Raw genomic sequence first — 16,771 nt, 5'->3', positions numbered from 1 at the left:
CAGGGAAAAAAGATTGAGCGACCCTTTACCGCTACCCGCGATCATGACGAACCTGGCGATCATACTCGCGCTGGTATTCATTAACGGCTTCTTCGTTGCGGCTGAGCTTGCGATGGGGAAGATCAGAGGCAGCCGAATAGGCTCGCTGACGTCCGAAGGAAAGATGAAAGCCCGCTTTGCGACTCATCTGACGAACAATCTGGATGCATATTTGCTGGCTTGCCAGCTCGGCATTACGCTCGCTTCGCTCGGGCTCGGGCTGTTCGGCGCGCCAGCCATATCCAGCATGTTGTCTCCTTGGCTCGAGCGGCTGCAGCTCAGCGGCGAGGCCGTCGCGGCGATCGCTTTGGTCATCGCCTTCGCGCTCGTTGCGCTGCTTCATATCATTATCGGGAATGTGGCGCCCAAAACATTGGCGAGCCGCAAGCCGGAGTCTGTCGCCCTGCTGGCGGCAGTGCCGGTCATGGCATTCCGCTGCATCGTCTATCCGTTCGTCTGGCTGCTTCACCTGTGCGCCGGACGAATCGTGAAGCTGCTCGGCTTCGATTCCGCATCGAGAGCCGGTTCGGCGCATACGGAAGAAGAAATTCGCACAATGATGAAGGAGAGCCACAAAAGCGGCTTGATCGACAACACCGAATTGACACTGGTCGACAACATTTTCGAGTTTACGGAAACGAGCGCCAGGGAAATTATGATTCCCCGGACCGATATTATTTGCCTCGATGCGAATTTGCCTTATGCGGAAAACAGATTGACGGCGCTGCGGGAAATGCGGACCCGCTATCCTGTCTGCGAAGGCGACAAGGACAATATGATCGGGTTCGTCCATATTAAAGATTTGCTTCAGGAGGGTGCGGAATCGATTACCGATATCCGACAGATTATCCGGCCCATTACGACGGTGCCGGAATCGATGCAGATCAGCACGCTGCTCAAGCTGATGCAGAAGAAGAAGACGCAGATTGCCATTCTGATCGACGAATACGGCGGCACCTCCGGCCTTGTGACGCTGGAAGATATTATGGAGGAGATCGTCGGGGAGATTCAGGACGAATTCGATGAGGAACGTCCGGATATCGAACGCAAGGACGAACATACCTATTCGATCAGCGGCCTCATGTTGATCGAGGAGGTCAACAGCTTTTCGGACTCGATATCGATACCGACGATTACGATACGATCGGCGGATGGATCTATTCGCAGATCGAAATTCCGCCAAGGAAAGATCAGAAAATTTCGATCGACGGCGGCTTCGAATTCACGATCGAAGAAACGGATCATCTGCGCATCTCGCGCATTATGGTCCGCCGTTTGACGGAGCGGCAGGAGGAGGACGGCGTCGCACAGACGGGGCTCGGCTAGCCCTTGTCTCAAGGCTTGAAAAGGGCGGGGACCCGGCGCACATGCACCGGGCCCCCGCCCTTTCGCTTGCCGATCGGCGCCGGCAATCAGCGGCCGGCCAGGGCCGCTTCGAAAGCGGCGGGATCGGTATGCCGTACGCGCTCGATCGTGCCGCCGCCGAGACAGACGTCGCCGTCGTAGAAGACGACAGCCTGGCCGGGCGTGACGGCTTTTTGCGGCTCGGCAAATTCGACATCGGCCGTGCCGTCCTCGCGCAGCGTGACGGTGACCTTCTGGTCGGGCTGGCGGTAGCGGAACTTGGCCGTGCATGTCAGCGGCTTGTCCGGCCGCGCCGGCGAAATCCAGTTGACGCCGGAAGCGGTCAACCCGTCCGAATAAAGGCGGGGATGACGGTCGCCTTGCACCACGTACAGAATGTTGCGCTCCAGATCTTTGTCGGCGACGAACCATGGCTCGCCGGTTCCCGAGCCGCCGATGCCGAGCCCTTGCCGCTGTCCGAGCGTGTAGTACATCAACCCGTCATGCCGTCCTTTCGTCTCCCCGGTGCGCAGATCGACCATCGGTCCCGGCTGCGCGGGCAGGTAACCGCTCAGGAATTGCTTGAAATTCCGCTCGCCGATAAAGCAGATGCCGGTGCTGTCTTTCTTCTTCGCGGTGGCAAGTCCCGCTTCTTCCGCGATGCGGCGCACCTCGGGCTTCGTCAAGTGCCCGATCGGGAACATCGCTTTGGCCAGCTGCTCCTGATTCAGCGCATGCAGAAAATAAGTCTGGTCCTTGTTGCTGTCTGCGCCGCGCAGCAATTTCGCCTCCCCCGAGGCGGTACGCTCGATGCGCGCATAATGTCCCATCGCCAAATAATCGGCGCCGAGTTCGAGCGCCTTTTGCAAAATTCGCCGAATTTGATTTCCCGGTTGCACATCACATCGGGATTCGGCGTGCGTCCCCGCTTATATTCATCGAGAAAATAGGCGAAAACTTTATCATAATAGGCTTTCTCGAAATTGATCGTATAATAGGGAATGCCGAGTTGGTCGCATACGCGGCGAACGTCCTCCGCATCCTCCTCTGCGGAGCAGAAACCGTTCTCGTCCGTATCGTCCCAATTTTCATGAAAATGCCGATTACGTCGTAGCCTTCGCGCTTCAGCAGCAATGCCGCCACGGACGAGTCGACCCCGCCCGACATGCCGACAACTACGCGTGTCGACGATTTCGGTTTCGTCATCTTGATCACCACTTTCTGTAACTGCCGATTTGCAGGCGTTTCAGGCAGGCGGCCCGCGCAGAAACGCTAATCCTATTGTAACACAGTCGGCTGCGATTTTTCACAAGTTTACAACCTGCAAGTGACGATTCCGGTGGCTCTAACCTCTAAGATATGTTAACATATATTCGAACTGGGAATACCATGGATTAGATGGCGTTGTTTTTCATATAGACATAGACGAAAAACTGCTGTAAGTTTGGAAAGAGGTGTCCATTACATTGAAAATTTCGACGAAAGGCCGCTACGGTCTGACGATTATGATGGAGTTGGCGGCCAAATTCGGCGAAGGGCCGACTTCATTAAAAAGTATTGCCGAACGTAACCAGTTGTCCGAGCACTATCTGGAGCAGCTCGTCGCGCCGCTGCGCAACGCGGGTTTGGTAAAAAGCATCCGGGGCGCCTACGGAGGCTACGTTTTGTCGAGAGAACCCGAATCGATTACGGCGGGCGATGTGATCCGCATTCTGGAAGGGCCGATCTCGCCGGTCGATTTTACCGAAGAAGACGATCCGGCCAAACGCGATCTGTGGCTGCGCATTCGCGACAGCATTGCCAACGTGCTTGACTCGACGACGCTGGCCGACCTTGTCTCCTATAAAGACGAAGGACAGCCGGACAGCTACATGTTCTACATCTAGGAAACGAACCGATAGGATGAATGCAATGAACGACAGACATTATTTCGATCACGCCGCTTCGTCGCCGCTGCATCCCGATGTTGCCGAGACGATGCTGGAAGTTATGCGGGAGACGGTCGGCAACGCATCCAGCATGCACGCCTTTGGCCGGGCGGCCCGGCAGCGGATCAACCGGGCGCGCGATCTGATCGCCGAAGGCCTCGGATGCGAACCGGGCGAGCTGATGTTCACGTCCGGCGGCACCGAAAGCGACAATGCCGCCATCGCCGGAACGGCAAGAGCCCGCCGCAAGCAGGGCAAGACCCACATTATTACGTCGGCGGTCGAGCATCATGCGGTGCTCCATACTTGCGACGCGCTTGAGCAGGAAGGATTTCGGGTTACGCGGCTGCCGGTCGACGAAACGGGGCGGGTTTCGGTCGATGACGTGCGCGAGGCGCTCACGCCGGATACCGCCGTCGTGACGATTATGCACGGCAACAATGAAGTCGGCACGATCCAGCCGATTGAGGAAATCGGCGAACTGACGCGGGCGGCCGGCGTCCCGTTCCATGTCGACGCGGTGCAGTCGCTCGGAACCGAGCCGATCGATCTTGGCCGGCTGCCTGTCGATCTGATGAGCTTCTCCGCCCATAAAATCAACGGCCCGCAAGGCGTCGGCGCGCTCTATATCGCCCGCGGCACGCCGTTCGAGCCGCTGCTGCACGGCGGCAATCAGGAGCGAAAACGGAGACCGGGCACGGAGAACGTCGCCGCGATCGCCGGTTTTGCCCGTGCATTTGAACGTTGTGTGAACGAACGGGAAACGAAGAAACTATTTTTGGACAAGCTTCGTTCTACATGGATAGAGAGACTGGCAGCGATTGCGGGAGAAGACCGCATCGCCGTCAATGGCAATCCGCTCCATCGTCTGCCTCATATCGCAAATATCAGCTTCGCCGGACTCGATACCGAGACGCTGCTCATGAATTTGGATTTGGCGGGCGTCGCGGCATCGAGCGGCTCGGCCTGCACATCGGGATCGCTTGAGCGGTCGCATGTGCTGAAAGCGATGAACCTCCCCCGCTGGCGGCTGGAATCCGCTGTAAGATTCAGCTTCGGATTGGGCAATACTATGGAGGAGATCGAGCTGGCCGCGCAAAAATTGAAACGATTTTGCGCCGGGCTCGTACTACCGACTAGGAGGCTCATTCAGGCCCGTGATCAAACTTCAACAGCTTATCGGTCTTCCTGTTCTCGTCATCCACACCGGCAAAAAAGTCGGGAAAGTGAAGGACGCATGGTTCGACGAACATTGGCGGCTCAGAGGTCTCATTCTGGAGACGGGCTGGCGGTTGTCCGGCGGCGTACGCGTTGTGGAATGGAACCACGTGCTGACCTGCGGCGAAGATGCCGTTCTTATTGCCGAAGGAGATTCGGTTCGCAAGTTGAAGGCTGCGGAGATCGGAAGGTCTTTCTTCCAAAGCGGATGCGTTAAACTGCGCGATTTGCCCGTTATGACGGTTCACGGTCAACAGCTGGGCAGATTGTCGGACGTTTATTTTTATCCGTTTCAGGGTACACAGATAGTAGGTTATGAATTGACAGACGGATTTATTTCGGACGTGATGGAAGGGCGCAAATGGTTTCGTGCGCCCGCCGATTCCGACGTTATCCTTCTGGGGGAAGATGCGATCATCGTGCCGGCCATTAGCGAAACGGAGCTGGAACCGGTCGCTTCTTCCGATTCGGTTATTAGGGAGAAATGAAAGATGATGAGATGTCCCAACTGCAATTCGAAAGACATCGGGAAAATCGGTTCCCATCAGTTCTATTGCTGGGGCTGCTTCATCGAACTGACCGTCAACGGGGACAAGATGTCCGTCTACCAGGTGGAAGAGGACGGCACGCTGAGCTCGTTGGACGATCTGTTCTTTGAAGAGGATATGCCGCAAATTCATGCGAACTGACGAAGACGGCCTTAAGGGCCGTCTTTTTATGTGACAGGATGAATTGCCCTGCATGTACATATACTGAACGGAGCAACGACTCCGGCGCGAAGCGGCTGACCGTCAGCGGCCTGACGCTTCGACAGCTGCCGGAATGCGGGGGTACGGTAGTATGGAACGTTTTACAAACAGCCGGCTGTTTGCCGGCCTGGTATACGTTATTTTGGGCCTTGCCGCCCTTTATTTGCTGCTGCAGCTCAAGCCGCTTATCGTGAACGTATACAACTTTCTGAAGGCGGTGCTGGCCCCTTTTCTGATCGCGATGATCATCTCTTACGTTCTGAATCCGATCGTCAGTATGCTGAACGTTCGGAAAATGCCGCGCACGATTGCGGTGCTGCTCATCTACGCTGTTTTCGGATTTGCCATCGCGGTAGTGCTGGTCAACCTTATCCCGATGGTTCTGGAGCAGCTGGAGGAATTGAACCGCCATGTGCCGGAGTTGACCGTACGCGCGCAGGACATCGTCAGCGACCTGAACAACAACTCGCTGCTGCCGGAAAGCGTGCGGACGGGCATCAACAATTCGCTTTACCAGATGGAGAAGCGGCTGTCGGCGGCCATATTCGATTTCGTCAACAATATCGGCGCGATGCTGAACGCGCTGTTCATCGCCTTCATTATCCCGTTTCTCGCTTTTTATATTTTGAAGGATTTCGAAGTGTTCGAACGGACGGTCATCACGTTTGTGCCGAAGAGCCACCGGAAAGGCGCCGTCCGGCTGCTGAAAGATATCGACAGCGCGCTCGGCAGTTATATTCGGGGCCAGTTTTTCGTCTGCGTCATCGTCGGGACGCTGGCCTATATCGGCTACCTGCTCATCGGCATGCCGTATGCGCTGCTGCTTGCCGGCATCGTCGCGATCACCAATATCATTCCGTATTTGGGACCGTTCTTCGGCGCCGCTCCGGCGCTGATCGTGGCATCGACCTTGTCGGTCAAAATGATGCTGCTCGTCGTCGTCGTCAATACGGTATGCCAAATCCTCGAAGGAAACGTCGTCTCGCCGCAGGTGGTAGGGCGGACGCTTCATATGCATCCGCTGACGATTATATTCGCGCTGCTCGTCGGCGGGGAAATCGCCGGCATCGTCGGCATGATTCTGGCCGTTCCGATCTTCGCCGCCCTGAAGGTGATCTTCCAGCACATTTTCGCCTATTATGTCAGACGGAACATGGTTTGACAGCAGGCCGCAGTATCCCCTATAATCTTGAATATCTATGTATGTTCCATACGATGAGAGCGATGACGAATTGGAAGTACGCCATAGCCCGTCAGCCAGAGAGGGCGTTACGCGCATGTTCGGGAGTCCGGCTTGCGCGGCTGCGATAACGCCTGTGACGAAGAATGGCGGAAAGCTCATTTCGGAGCGTGAACGAACTTCACCGGTTGGACCCGTTACCGTCCGTTAGAGGCGATCGCCGCCGGTCAGGAGCCAAGAAGCGTCCGGCCGCGGGGCGATAACCAGGGTGGTACCGCGATCATTCGTCCCTGAGTATTCAGTGGGCGTTTTTTTGTGTCCGAACGTCAGATCGGGCGCAGCACACGAACGATAACATTCCGATTGGAGGCGTAATTCCATGAAAGCTAGCGAAATCCGTTCCAAATGGCTCGAATTTTTTGCAAGCAAAGGTCATGCGATCGAACCGAGCGCATCGCTCGTGCCGAACAACGATCCGTCGCTGCTGTGGATCAATGCCGGCATGGCGCCGCTTAAAGTATATTTTGACGGCCGGGAAATTCCCGCCAATCCGCGCATTGCCAACTCGCAAAATGCATTCGCACGAACGATATCGAAAATGTAGGCAAAACGCGCCGCCACCATACGTTTTTCGAGATGCTCGGCAACTTCTCGATCGGCGATTATTTCAAGAAAGAAGCGATCGAATGGGCCTGGGAGTTTCTGACGTCGCCCCGCTGGATCGGTTTCGATCCGGAACGCCTCTCGGTAACGGTCTATCCGGAAGACGAGGAAGCTTACGACTATTGGCGCAACATGATCGGTCTGCCGGACGAACGCATTATCAAGCTGGAAGACAACTTCTGGGATATCGGCGAAGGTCCTTGCGGACCTTGTACGGAAATTTTTTACGACCGCGGCGACCAATACGGCGACCTGTCCGACCCGGAATGCTATCCGGGCGGGGAGAACGAGCGTTTCCTGGAAGTGTGGAACCTCGTATTTTCGCAGTTCAACCATAACAAGGACGGCAGCTACACGCCGCTTCCGAACAAAAACATCGACACCGGCGCCGGCCTGGAGCGGTTTGCCTCGATATTGCAGGGGGTGGATTCCAACTTCGACACCGACCTGTTCCTGCCGATCATCGAGCGGACGTGCAAAATAGCGGGCGTAACCTACAAGGAAGACGCGGATGCCGATGTGGCGCTGAAGGTGATCGCCGACCATATCCGGACAGTCACGTTCGCCGTCGGCGACGGCGTCCTGCCGAGCAACGAAGGTCGCGGTTACGTAATCCGGCGGCTGCTGCGGCGCGCCGTCCGCTACGGCAAGAAGCTCGGCATCGACCGCCCGTTCCTGTACGAGCTGGTGGAGACGGTCGGCGGCATTATGGGCGTTTACTATCCGGAAGTGGTCGAGAAGCGGGCGTTCATCGAGCGCGTCATCCGGATGGAAGAAGAGCAGTTCCATCGCACGCTGTCGGACGGGCTCGGCCTGCTCGCAGGTCTCGTCGCGGACGCGAAAGCCGAAGGCCGGAAGGTTATCGGCGGCGAAGACGCGTTCCGGCTGTACGACACGTACGGCTTCCCGCTCGACTTGACCGAAGACTATGCGGGCGAGCACGGGCTGACGGTCGACCGCGAAGGGTTCGAGGCGGCGATGGAAGAGCAGCGCAAGCGCGCGCGCGATGCCCGGACGGAGACCGGCGGCATGAATACGCAGGGCGGTCCGCTCGCCGATTTCACGGTTAAAAGCGAGTTCGTTGGTTATAATGAGTTGGTAACTGAAGCCAGAGTGACGGCCATCGTCAAGGACGACAGCATGGTCGACATCGCGGGACCCGGCAGCCGGGTGCTGGTGCTGCTGGACCGGACGCCGTTTTATGCGGAAAGCGGCGGACAGGTCGGAGACAAGGGAACGATTGCGGGCGAAGGCTTCGAACTGAACGTCGAGGACGTCACGAAGGCGCCCCACGGCCAGCCCGTTCACCGGGCGGTCGTCGTATCCGGCACGATCCGCAAGGGCGATGTCGTACGGGCGGCCGTCGCGGAAGAGCTGCGCGCGGATATTGTAAAAATCATACGGCGACCCATCTGCTGCACAAGGCGCTCAAAGAAGTGCTCGGAGAGCACGTCAACCAGGCGGGTTCGCTCGTCGAGCCGGAACGTCTGCGGTTTGACTTCTCCCACTTCGGCGCGGTCACCGCGGAAGAAATGGCGGAGATCGAGCGCCGCGTCAACCGCCAGATCTGGCTCGGAACCGAAGTGGAGATTTCGAGCAAACCGCTCGCGGAAGCGAAGGCGATGGGCGCGATGGCGCTGTTCGGCGAAAAATACGGCGATATCGTCCGCGTCGTCCGGGTCGGCGATTACAGTCTGGAGCTGTGCGGCGGCTGCCACGTGACGAACACGTCCCAGATCGGCCTGTTCAAGCTGGTGGCGGAGAGCGGCATCGGTTCCGGCGTGCGCCGCATCGAAGCGGTAACCGGACGTCACGCCTATGCTTATGTGGAAAGCCAGCTTGACCTGCTGAAGCAGTCTGCGGCGCTGCTGAAATCGAATCCGGCGGACGTGCCGAAGCGGATCGAGGCGCTGTTCGCCCAGACGAAAGAGCTGGCGCGCGAGAACGAATCGCTTCAGGCGAAGCTGAGCCATATCGAGGCCGGCTCGCTCGAGTCGAAAGCGAAGCGGGCCGGCGATGTTACGGTGCTGGCCGCCCGCGTCTCGGCGCCGAGCATGGACGCGCTCCGGAGCATCGCCGACGAGCTCAAGGCGAAGCTCGGTTCGGCGGTCATTGTCCTTGGCGCGGTTCAGGACGACAAGGTTCAACTCGTCGCCGCCGTCTCGCCCGATCTCGTGCAGAAAGGCTTTCATGCCGGCAAGCTGATCAAGGAAGCGGCCGCGCGCTGCGGCGGCGGAGGAGGCGGACGGCCGGATATGGCGCAGGCCGGAGGCAAGGATGCGTCCAAACTGGAAGAAGCGCTGAAACTTGCCGAAGAACTGGTTCTAAAGCAGGCAAATGTGATATAGTAGAAAATAAGAACCTTTTGAAACCTGCCGATTGAGGAAAGCGAGGTGCTGGCGATGAGTTCCATGGATAAAACGATGAAGTTTGACGTGAAAGCGGAAGGAATCGAAATTTCTTCGCAGGAAATTTTGCTGAAAGTATATGATGCGCTCCTGGAGAAGGAATACAACCCGATCAACCAGATCGTCGGTTATCTGCTCTCCGGTGATCCGGCGTATATTCCACGGCACAACAACGCCAGAAGCTTGATTCGCAAAAAAGAACGGGACGAACTGATCGAGGAGTTGGTCCGTTCCTATTTAAGCCGGCATCGGTAGGCGGCGGGAAACGGAGTCAGGCATGAAATGGATGGGACTGGACTACGGTGACCGGAATATCGGCGTTGCCGTCAGCGACGCGTTCGGCTGGACCGCGCAAGGTGTCACGGTTGTGGAACGGCGTCGGGACGGAAGCGAATTCGAGCGGATCGCCGAGCTGGTCAGAGAGCACGAAATTGGGGAAGTTGTCGTCGGTTTGCCGAAGAATATGAATGGCACCGTCGGTCCTCGTGGCGAAATTTGCATCGCATTTGCGGAACAGCTCCGGCAAAAACTGAAATTACCTGTTCACCTGTGGGATGAAAGGCTGACCACCGTGGCGGCCGAACGAACGCTGCTCGAAGCGGACATCAGCCGAAAGAAAAGAAAGCGGGTCGTGGACAAAATGGCCGCGGCGCTCATTTTGCAAAATTTTCTCGATTCTAAAACGAAAAGGTGAGGGTAACGATGACAAAGGACGACATGCAGTTTGATGAGCCGGAAATTATTTATATTCCGGATGAAGACGGCAACGAGGAAGAATTCGAGGTCATCATGAAGTTCGAAGTCGACGGTTCCGACAAGAAATATATGATGGTCGTGCCGATCGGAGACGGCGACGAGGACGCCGAAGAGGACGAGGTTTACGCGTTCCGCTACGAAGAGGACGGCGACGACCTGAAGCTCTATACGATCGAAGACGAAGAAGAATGGAATATGGTCGAAGAAACGTTCAATACGCTCCTTAGCGAACTGGAAGATGATAACGGATGAACGGAATACAGCCGGTCCGGGTCCGTCTGCTTGCAAGCAAATACGGCGAAGAAGTAGAACTGCTGTCGGAGGGCGGTCAGCCCGAATCGTACCGGATTATGGCGGAATTCGAACTCGGCGGGCAAGTCTATGCCGCCCTGCAGTCTCCCGCCATGCGCAAGGAGAACGAGGTTGAGATGTTCCGCGTCGTGGTCGACGGCGAGGAGCCGGAGCTTGAAAGCATCGAGGACGACGAGGAATGGGAGGCCGCTGCCGAGGCGTACGACGATCTGTTGTTCCAGGAAACCGAACGTTCCTGATCAGCATGTCGAAGCTGTCGCAGCTATATATCCATCGAGGCGCGAAGGGCGGTTGATACCGCCCTTCGCTTGCGGAAACGGAGGAAAGTGCGTTGGACAGGCCGATGAAAGGGACGGACGGATACTCGTCCGATACGTCTCTCGGACCGAAGAAGGGACGAATCACATTCTGGGTAATCGTTGTCATCATTTTGCTTCTGCTGGCCGGCTGCGGAGCGGTGGCCCTGTATGTCTGGAACGGCTTGCGGCCGGCGCCGGAAGGCGAAGCGAAGCGGGTGGAGATTGAACGCGGAATGACCGCCTTCCAGGTGGCCGACATGCTGGAGCAACAAGGAATCATTCGAAATTCATTCCTGTTTAAATATTATTTGCGCTACAAGGATGAAGGAAACAAGTTCCAGGCCGGCATATACGAATTGCATCCCGGCATGACGAACGATGAGATAGTCGCGAAGCTGAATGCGGGAGAGACAGTGAAGCCGGAGACGATACGGTTCACGGTGCCGGAAGGCTATTCGATCTTGCAAATGGCCGAGAAGCTGGACAAGGAGAAATTGGCCGATAAAGAAGAGTTTCTCCGTCTGGTCGATGATCCTAAACTGCCGGCGGATTCGTCCGTGCTGCAGTCCATTCCCAAAGACGGGAAGCTGCGTTATCGGCTCGAGGGCTATCTGTTCCCGGAAACGTACGAGTTTCCGAAGGACAGTACGCTGAACGATATGATCGTTCGGATGGTGAGCGAACTGGAGCGCAAGCTGAACGAGCTTCCCGAAGGATGGAAAGAGAAAATGGCCGCACGGGGGCTGAATTTTCATCAGCTGATGACGGTCGCATCGCTTGTCGAACGGGAAGTCGTCGTCGACGAGGAGCGGGCGCTCGTCGCCGGCGTCATTTACAACCGGCTGGCAAAAGGGATGCTGCTGCAGATCGATGCGACGGTTCAATACGCGCTCGGGGAACAGAAGGAGCGGCTGCTGTACAAAGATCTGGAAATTGACGATCCGTACAACACGTACAAGTACGAAGGACTGCCGCCGGGCCCGATCGCCAGTCCGAGCCTCGCTTCGATCGAAGCCGCGCTGTACCCGGCGAAATCCGATTACTTGTTCTATGTGACCAAGAAGGACGGAAGCGGGGAGCATCTGTTCGCCCGCACGTTCGAGGAGCATGAGCGCAACATCGAGGAAAGCAACCGGACGGCGAAGCGGAATGGAGGGGGAGAAGGTGCGCAATAAACCGGAATTGCTCGCGACGGCTTCGTCGCTTGAAGAGATGAAGGTGCTGCTGGCGGCAGGAGCGGACGCGTTCGCCATCGGGGAATCCCGGTACGGGCTCAGACTTCCGGGCGAATTCGGGCTGCCGGCCATGGCGGAAGCGGTGCGGCTCGCCCATGCGCACGGGGCCAAAATTTATGCCGTCGTCAACAATATTATGGACAATCACCGAGCGGAGGAGCTGCCCGCTTATATCCGGGGCGTAGCCGAGACGGGCGCGGACGCCGTCGTGTTCGGCGATCCGGCGGTACTGATGGCGGTCCGTTCCGAAGCTCCGCATCTGAAGCTTCATTGGAATGCGGAGATGACGTCGACCAATTACGCGTCGGCGAACTATTGGGGCCGGTTCGGGGCGACCCGTGTCGTCCTGGCCCGGGAGCTCAATCTGGAGCAGGTGAAGGAATTGAAGGCCCGGACCTCGCTTGAAGTTCAGGTCCAGGTGCACGGCATGACCAATATTTATCATTCCCGGCGCGAACTCGTCGGCAGCTATCTGGATCATCGCGGCGCGCACCGGGCGGTGCCGGTCTCGGCCGACGCCGGCCTATACCTGACCGAAGAAGAGCGGGCCGGCGAGATGTATCCGATCTACGAGGACGCCAACGGCACGCATATGATGAGCGCCGACGACATTTGCATGATCGAGGATTTGCACGAACTGCTGGCCGCCGGCATAGACAGCTTGCGGATCGAAGGTTTGATGAAATCCGTCGCCTATAATGAGACGGTCGTCCGGAGCTACCGGGCCGCCATCGACGCATACGCCGCGAATCCGGACGAATACGTGTTCCGGGAAGAATGGCTGGATGCGATTCGGGCGGTCCAGCCGCCCGGACGGGAATTGAGCTTCGGCTTTTTTACAAGGAACAAGTGTATTGAAGCAAGCGAAAGGAAGTGCCTGACGAGTGACAACGATGACGAAGCCGCTGCCGAAGGGCAAGCGGCATCGGCTCGACAAACCCGAACTGCTCGCACCCGCGGGCAGTCTGGAGAAACTGAAGTTTGCTGTCCACTACGGCGCGGACGCCGTCTATATCGGCGGGCAAAAATACGGCTTGCGTTCCAATGCCGACAACTTCAGCCTCGAGGAGATGAGGGAGGGCGTCGAATTTGCCCGCCGCTACGGCGCAAAATTGTTCGTGGCTACCAATATTTATGCGCATAACGAGGATATCGAGGGGCTGGGCGAATATTTGTGCGGGCTGCGCGATGTCGGAGTCGCCGCCATTATCGCCGCCGATCCGGTCGTCATCGAGACGGCGCAGCGGCTGACGCCGGAACTGGAAGTGCATCTGTCCACCCAGCAATCGACGATGAACTGGCGGGCCGTGCAATTTTGGAAAGAGCAGGGGCTGCCGCGGGTCGTGCTGGCCCGGGAAACGAGCTTCGAAGATATTGCGGAAATCAAGGCCCATGTCGATATCGAACTCGAAGTGTTCGTTCACGGCGCGATGTGCTCGTCCTATTCCGGCAGATGCGTATTGTCGAACCATTTTACGGACCGGGATTCGAACCGGGGCGGATGCTGCCAGTCTTGCCGCTGGAAGTACGAGCTGCAACGGGAGGGAGCGCCGGCACTCGAAGAAGCGGGGGATGCCTTCACGATGGGATCGAAAGATCTGTGCATGATCGAGCATTTGCCGCAATTGATCGAGCTCGGCGTCGACAGCTTCAAGATCGAAGGGCGGATGAAGAGCGTCCATTATGTCGCTTCGGTCGTGAACGCATACCGGCAAGCCATTGACGCCTATTTCGCCGATCCGGAAGGCTATAAGCTGAAGCCGGAATGGCGGGAAGAGATCGACAAGGCCGCCAACCGGCCGCTCAATACGGGCTTCTTCCTGGACGAGCCCGGCGCGGAAGCCCATATTTACGAGCCGGAAGAGAAAAAGGCGCCGTACGATTTTGCCGGCGTCGTGCTCGATTACGACAGCGCGACCGGCACTGCAATCGTTCAGCAGCGCAATCATTTCCGTCCGGGACAGGAAGTCGAATTTTTCGGTCCGGGCGGGACGTTCTTCAAGCAGACGATCGGCGAAATTTTCAGCGAGGAAGGGGAGCGGCTGGACGCCGCCCGCCATCCGCTGCAGCGGCTCCGCATTCGTACGGACAGACCGGTGAAGCCGATGGACATGATGCGCAAGCGCATCGGATCATAATAACGACAAGACCTGGGTACTTGGACCCCGGGTCTTTTATCTTATTTACAGGTCTCTCAAAACATACATAGGTCTTTAAGACGAGTTTTCGCTTCATTTTTGCCCGTTGGTCTTATGTTTTGCCGCCCTAATACCGATATATAAAATGTTGAGGCTACAATGGGAGGAGGAACTATCCCTCCGACCGGTTATTATGCATAAGAAACGGGTGGTGTCTGTACATGAAAAGAAGCAAGTCGCCCAAAAACGACAAGCCGGTCGACAAGGGCAATACTTCGCAGCAGAACGGGGAGAAGGCAAAGAAGCGGATCGGAATGTTCCGAATTGCCGATTTGAAGGGAGCGCTGTCCTTCAATCCGGCCAAATCGGTAGGGACCCGGCTGTTTCTTGTCATTTTCACCAGCATTCTGGCATGCGTTCTTATTGTCGGGTTGCTGTCTTATTCTATTTCGAAGTCGACGATCGAATCGCAGGCGAAGCAATCGGGTTATCAGACGATTCAGCAGACGGCCGAGAAGCTTGACCTGATGATCAAAAACTACGAAGAGCTGACCATGCAGGTTATCGTCGACAGCGTCATTCAAGAGCGGATTGCGCAGTATAGCAAAACCGGGATATCGCAGTACGAGCGGTTCGAGGCCAGCCGCTCCCTGAACGAACGGCTGCAAAGCTTTACGATGAGCAACCGGGGCGTGCAAGGGAGCTATTTGATACCGATCAAGCAAGCGGGCGATCAGGGCATACTGGGAAGCTCGTCGCTTTCGTGGGAATCGGTCACAAGCACGGACTGGTACAAGGCCGCGCTGGAGCAGAACGGGCGTACGGTATGGATTCCGACGCAGCCGAAATCGCTCGGCGGCAGCGGATCGGCGACATTCGGCGTGGCGCGTCTGCTGAAAAATACGCTGAATAACGACGCCCAGTATGTGTTTGTTCTCGAAATCAGCCTGAAGGAATTCCAAAATCAATTTGAAAATGTTCATCTCGGCAACGGATCGCGCATCGTGTTGCTCGACCAGAACAACAACTATTTGACGAATGCCGACGAGACGCTGATCGGCCAGCCATCCGACGTTCAGCTTCCTGTCGGAGAGAATGCGAAGGCTTCCGGTACGCTGGAGGCGACGAGCGCCGGCGGGAAGGTGCTGGCTATCTATCAGACGCTGGAATCGCCCGGCTGGCGGCTTCTCGGAACGATTCCGGTCGCCGAGCTGGTGAAGAGCGCCGGCTATATCCGCAATGTGACGGCCGTCGTTTCCATATTGGCAGCGATGCTGGCGGCCGGCATCGGGATTTTCGTGCTTTATACGGTGGCGGTTCCCCTTTCGAATATCCGGAACCTGATGAACGAAGGCGAGAGAGGCAATTTGTCCGTCCGTTCGAAATTGAAACGAAAAGACGAAATCGGCCAGCTTTCGCAAAGCTTCAATCAGATGATGGAGAAAATTACGGAGCTCGTGCAGCAAACGAACGTGACGGCCCAAGATGTGCTTCATACGGCCGGCGAGCTTTCGGAAGCGTCGAAGAAAACGGCGCTCGCCGCCAAAGAAATTGCGGTGGCCACGGAAGAAATTGCCGGAGGCGCGACAAGTCTGGCGATGGAAGCGGAAAGAGGCACGGACCTGACGCTGAACATCAACACCCAGATGAAACGGGTGCTGGACGCCAAAACGCAAATGAGCGCGGCGGCCGGCGAGGTCGAGCAAGCGAGCGAACGCGGAACGACGCATATGAGCATGCTGATCGAGAAGACGGGAGCAGCGGAAGAAATGACCCGCAACATGGTCGAGAAAGTGGACCGGTTGAAAGAAAGCACCCGTTCGATCCGCAAAATATTGGACGTATTGAACAACATTACGAAGCAAACGAACATTTTGTCGCTGAACGCCACGATCGAAGCGGCCCGCGCAGGAGCGGCGGGCAAGGGGTTCATGGTCGTAGCGGACGAGATTCGCAAGCTGGCCGACCAGTCCCGGCAGTCGATCGATGTCGTGGCGCAGATGACGGAGACGATTCAACACGAAATCGACGAGACGGTTACCGCGCTGTCGGACGCTTACCCGATCTTCCAGCAGCAGATCGAGTCGGTTAAAGAGACAAGCCAAATTTTCCATACGGTGCAAGGTCAGATGAATCTGTTCGTGCACAGCCTGCATTCGGTGACCGAATCGATCGGCGAGCTCGATCAGTCGCAATCGGTGCTGTCCGAAGCAATGAGCAACGTGAGCGCCGTCGCGCAGCAATCGTCCGCCACATCGGAAGAGGTCGCTTCGCTCGGCAACGAGCAGCTCCATGTGAGCGAAGAGCTCGTGAAGCTGTCCGACAAGCTGGAGAACGCGTCACGTCAGCTCAAGGAATCGCTGTCCAAGTTTTCAATATAAGCGAGTGCAATTTCGCCCGGTCCTTGCGGACGCGGAGCGACAGGCGGCTGCCGCTATGGCGGCCGCTTTTTTTGCTTGCAAGCCCCGGAGGCCGTCCGCGCCTTCCGTCAAATCGTCGCCC

General features: G+C 57.1%; 11 protein-coding genes and 5 pseudogenes. 15 read left to right on the top strand and 1 reads right to left on the bottom strand.

Annotated elements, in window-relative coordinates; genetic code table 11:
- Positions 1 to 43 precede the first annotated feature (43 nt).
- Positions 44 to 1,365: pseudogene (locus PACILC2_RS11790) on the top strand (hemolysin family protein).
- Between the two features lie 86 nt (positions 1,366 to 1,451).
- Here the strand turns inward: PACILC2_RS11790 and mnmA are convergent.
- Positions 1,452 to 2,589, bottom strand: a pseudogene (gene mnmA / locus PACILC2_RS11785) (tRNA 2-thiouridine(34) synthase MnmA).
- 260 nt (positions 2,590 to 2,849) lie between these two features.
- On the opposite strand from mnmA, the gene cymR reads away from it, so the two are divergent.
- From cymR to PACILC2_RS11715, 14 genes and pseudogenes are all read left to right on the top strand, one after another.
- Positions 2,850 to 3,269: a cysteine metabolism transcriptional regulator CymR gene (gene cymR, locus PACILC2_RS11780; protein WP_062491992.1), complete on the top strand. Its 420-nt coding sequence runs from the start codon at positions 2,850 to 2,852 to the stop codon at positions 3,267 to 3,269.
- 16 nt (positions 3,270 to 3,285) lie between these two features.
- Positions 3,286 to 4,428: pseudogene (locus tag PACILC2_RS11775) on the top strand (cysteine desulfurase family protein); the annotation flags it as partial.
- Between the two features lie 40 nt (positions 4,429 to 4,468).
- Complete coding sequence (locus PACILC2_RS11770) at positions 4,469 to 5,017, top strand: PRC-barrel domain-containing protein (RefSeq protein WP_213528968.1); 549 nt, start codon at positions 4,469 to 4,471, stop codon at positions 5,015 to 5,017.
- Positions 5,018 to 5,020: 3 nt separating this feature from the next.
- On the top strand, positions 5,021 to 5,218 hold the full coding sequence (locus PACILC2_RS11765) for a YrzR-like zinc ribbon domain (protein WP_062491997.1): 198 nt from the start codon (positions 5,021 to 5,023) through the stop codon (positions 5,216 to 5,218).
- Between the two features lie 151 nt (positions 5,219 to 5,369).
- The gene (locus PACILC2_RS11760) at positions 5,370 to 6,440 is read left to right on the top strand and encodes an AI-2E family transporter (protein ID WP_213528967.1); all 1,071 of its coding nucleotides are present in this window, start codon (positions 5,370 to 5,372) and stop codon (positions 6,438 to 6,440) included.
- 397 nt (positions 6,441 to 6,837) lie between these two features.
- Positions 6,838 to 9,469, top strand: a pseudogene (gene alaS, locus PACILC2_RS11755) (alanine--tRNA ligase).
- A 54-nt stretch (positions 9,470 to 9,523) separates the two neighbouring features.
- The gene (locus PACILC2_RS11750) at positions 9,524 to 9,784 is read left to right on the top strand and encodes an IreB family regulatory phosphoprotein (RefSeq protein WP_062492005.1); all 261 of its coding nucleotides are present in this window, start codon (positions 9,524 to 9,526) and stop codon (positions 9,782 to 9,784) included.
- A gap of 22 nt (positions 9,785 to 9,806) precedes the next feature.
- Positions 9,807 to 10,223: a Holliday junction resolvase RuvX gene (ruvX, locus tag PACILC2_RS11745; RefSeq protein ID WP_062492007.1), complete on the top strand. Its 417-nt coding sequence runs from the start codon at positions 9,807 to 9,809 to the stop codon at positions 10,221 to 10,223.
- An 8-nt stretch (positions 10,224 to 10,231) separates the two neighbouring features.
- Positions 10,232 to 10,537, top strand: coding sequence for a DUF1292 domain-containing protein (locus tag PACILC2_RS11740; protein WP_062492009.1), 306 nt, complete (start codon positions 10,232 to 10,234; stop codon positions 10,535 to 10,537).
- Positions 10,534 to 10,836 (top strand): DUF1292 domain-containing protein, encoded by a 303-nt coding sequence (locus tag PACILC2_RS11735; RefSeq protein WP_213528966.1) that lies wholly within the window; start codon positions 10,534 to 10,536, stop codon positions 10,834 to 10,836. The genes PACILC2_RS11740 and PACILC2_RS11735 overlap by 4 nt, the downstream gene beginning before the upstream one ends.
- A gap of 92 nt (positions 10,837 to 10,928) precedes the next feature.
- The gene (mltG, locus tag PACILC2_RS11730) at positions 10,929 to 12,071 is read left to right on the top strand and encodes an endolytic transglycosylase MltG (RefSeq protein ID WP_244863459.1); all 1,143 of its coding nucleotides are present in this window, start codon (positions 10,929 to 10,931) and stop codon (positions 12,069 to 12,071) included.
- Positions 12,004 to 12,924 (top strand): annotated as a pseudogene (locus PACILC2_RS11725) (peptidase U32 family protein); the annotation flags it as partial. The gene mltG and the pseudogene PACILC2_RS11725, both read left to right, overlap by 68 nt.
- 91 nt (positions 12,925 to 13,015) lie before the next feature.
- Positions 13,016 to 14,269, top strand: coding sequence for a peptidase U32 family protein (locus PACILC2_RS11720; RefSeq protein WP_443678847.1), 1,254 nt, complete (start codon positions 13,016 to 13,018; stop codon positions 14,267 to 14,269).
- 221 nt (positions 14,270 to 14,490) lie between these two features.
- Positions 14,491 to 16,650 (top strand): methyl-accepting chemotaxis protein, encoded by a 2,160-nt coding sequence (locus tag PACILC2_RS11715; protein ID WP_244863458.1) that lies wholly within the window; start codon positions 14,491 to 14,493, stop codon positions 16,648 to 16,650.
- Positions 16,651 to 16,771 lie beyond the last annotated feature (121 nt).

Origin of the sequence: Paenibacillus cisolokensis, from assembly GCF_018403665.1 — a bacterium.
Classification (GTDB): Bacteria; Bacillota; Bacilli; order Paenibacillales; family Paenibacillaceae; genus Paenibacillus_AH; species Paenibacillus_AH cisolokensis.
This window is presented reverse-complemented; position numbering and strand designations above follow the sequence as displayed.